Below are 2,800 nucleotides of genomic sequence, written 5' to 3'. Positions count from 1 at the left end.
GAAACAAAATAAGCACAAACAGTAATTAATCATTTTATTTAATTACCGGGGAACTCTATTTCTATATTTGGAGATATTAATAATGAAAACAAAAATAAACAAAACAAAAATTGATACACTGTGGACGCCAAGCAATCAAAAACTTCAGGTCCAATTAATCCACCTGTAATGAGAGCCAGTACCATCGTTTTTGATTCTATTAAAAGTTGGCGAGAAGTTCGTGATCGTCGTGTAACAGAGCGTGTTTTAAGCTATGGCGCACGTGGTACCGAAACAGCCTTTGCTCTTGAAGCATTAGTCACCGAATTAGAAGGAGGTTATCGCGCTCAGTTGTTCCCTACCGGGTTGGCAGCTATCGCAGTCACTATTATGGGATATGCTCGTAGTGGAGGGCATGTTTTATTTGCTGATTCTGTGTATGAACCTGTTCGTAAGATCGCATCAGCTTTTCTTGAGCCTAATAATATTGCTTATAGTTTCTTTAAAACCGATGGCTCTGATTTTGAGCAAAAAATTCAAGACAATACACAACTTATTTTTGTCGAATCACCTGGCTCATTACTTTATGAAATGCTCGATTTACCTGAAATTTGCCGCATTGCTCATGAGAGAAATATTCCTGTCGGTGTTGATAATACTTGGGGCTCAGCATGGCTTTACAACCCACTAGAATTAGGTGCGGATGTCTCTGTTATCGCTGCAACGAAGTATCTATGCGGTCACTCGGATGTGATGATGGGCATTATGGTTGCGAATGAAAAAGCATGGAAAAAAAGTGGGTGCATTACCTGAAGCATTAGGTCAAGCCAGTAGTCCTGATGATGCCGCATTAGTTCTTCGTGGTATGAGAACACTAGGTCAACGCATCGCTGCACATGGTAAATCAGCATTGGCCATTGCACAGTGGTTAGAGACTCGCCCTGAAGTGGAAAAAGTGTGGTTTCCTGAATTACCTAATCACCCTCGCCATGATTTATGGAAACGTGACTGTAAAGGCAGTAATGGACTATTAACCATTGAATTTAAACAAAAATACACCACAAAACAATCAGAGCAATTTATTGATGCACTTGCGCTTTTTGGCATCGGTGCTTCTTGGGGAGGATTTGAAAGCCTTGCTTTACCCGCCAATGTTGTCGGTGCAAGAACTGCTTCAGATTGGCGTGAAGGCCATGGTCCTTTTGTCCGTTTACATATTGGTCTTGAAGCAACGGATGATCTTATTGCAGATATTACACAAGCTTTTTCAGCATTAAACCAATAACAAAAAATATTGCATCAGTACCGGGGAATTCACTATGACAGGTTTAATCATTGCCGCGTTGGTAACAGCGTTGGTGGTTTATTTACTGGCAAGAGGCTATAAGCCTCAACCCGTATTATTACTCGGCGGATTGTTACTATTACTTTTAACAGCATCTCTCGATCTTAATCCGTTATTGCCAGAAAATAAATCCACTCAATTTAAATATTTTGATATTTTCCAAATCTTTACGGATATTATGAGTTCTCGCCTAGCGGGTCTTGGCTTAACATTAATGGCTATTGCGGGTTTCTCTCGTTATATGGAACACGTTGGCGCAAGCCGTGCTTTATTCGCTATTTTTGAAAAGCCATTAAAAGCGATAAAATCGCCTTACTTATTATTAGTGATTTCATTTCTAGTTACCCAAATCTTGGTGATCTTTATCCCTAGCCATGCAGGTTTAGGTATGCTGTTAATGGTCACTATGTATCCGATATTAATTCGCTCTGGGATTAGTCCACTTTCTGCTTTAGCCGTTATTGGATGCTGCCAGTTTATTGACCATGGTCCCGGCTCTGGTAACGTCATTATGGCGGCAAAAACAGCAGATATTGAACCTGCCGTCTATTTTGTTCAGCACCAGTTGCCCATCACGATCCCTATTATTATTGCCGTTGCTATCACTCACTTCTTTATTCAACGCTGGTGGGATAAACGTGAAGGATTTGTGTTTGACCCAACAATAATTGATGCCGTAAAAGAAGAAGGTAATAAAATCCCATTATCTTATGCTTTATTACCCGTGATCCCTTTAATTCTGATTATCGGCTTCAGTCCATTACTACACCCTTATATTAAATTAGAAGTCACCACAGCGATGATTATTAGTACTGTTATTGCACTTCTTTTTGAATATGTTCGCTTACGCGATGCAAAAGCGGTAATGAATAGCTTTATGCTGTTCTTTGAAGGAATGGGTAAGCAGTTTGTGTTAGTGGTATCGTTAATTGTATCAGGTGAGTTCTTTGCGAACGGTTTACTAAAAAGTGGTGCCGTCGATACGCTAATTAGCTCAGCTCAAGATGCAGGTTTTGGTATTGCAGCCATGATCATTGTCATGAGTGCCATTCTTGCATTAGCCGCCTTTTTAATGGGGTCAGGCAATGCGGCATTCTTCTCTTTTGCAGCCTTAACACCCAAAATTGCCGCTTTCTTGAAAGTCGATGTGATCACCCTAATTTTACCAATGCAAATCATGACAAGTTTTGGTCGTACTGTTTCACCAATTACTGCCGCGATTGTCGCCATTGCAGGTATCGCGAATGTTTCACCTTTCCAAATAGTTAAACGTACCGCTATTCCTATGGCTGTTGCAGCCATAGTGAACTTAGCAATGACATTCTGGTTTTTATATTCTTAATTAAGTTGCGTTACCCCTTTCCCTTAAACTCATTTACTCCTGAGTTTAAGGGATTTTTTCTTATCATTGACTGTAACCTTTGATTGAAAAAATTAATCTCAACCTTAACGCGACTCAGGCTATTTATAAAAAAT

The 2,800-nt window shown here is 39.9% G+C and carries 1 protein-coding gene and 1 pseudogene; both read left to right on the top strand.

The genetic code is table 11. From position 1 onward, the window contains the following. The first annotated feature begins 110 nt into the window (after positions 1-110). A pseudogene (gene metC, locus BHE89_RS27125) lies at positions 111-1,264 on the top strand (cystathionine beta-lyase). Between the two features lie 34 nt (positions 1,265-1,298). Beyond that, positions 1,299-2,666, top strand: a complete 1,368-nt coding sequence (dcuC, locus tag BHE89_RS13910; protein ID WP_069367524.1) for a C4-dicarboxylate transporter DcuC — start codon at positions 1,299-1,301, stop codon at positions 2,664-2,666. Positions 2,667-2,800: the final 134 nt, after the last annotated feature.

This window comes from Shigella sp. FC1967, from assembly GCF_001743005.1.
Taxonomy (GTDB): domain Bacteria; phylum Pseudomonadota; class Gammaproteobacteria; order Enterobacterales; family Enterobacteriaceae; genus Proteus.
This window is presented reverse-complemented; position numbering and strand designations above follow the sequence as displayed.

Bases quoted from the DNA above. Each gene is read 5' to 3' on its own strand.
- dcuC (WP_069367524.1), top strand. From the start codon at position 1,299: ATGACAGGTTTAATCATTGCCGCGTTGGTAACAGCGTTGGTGGTTTAT.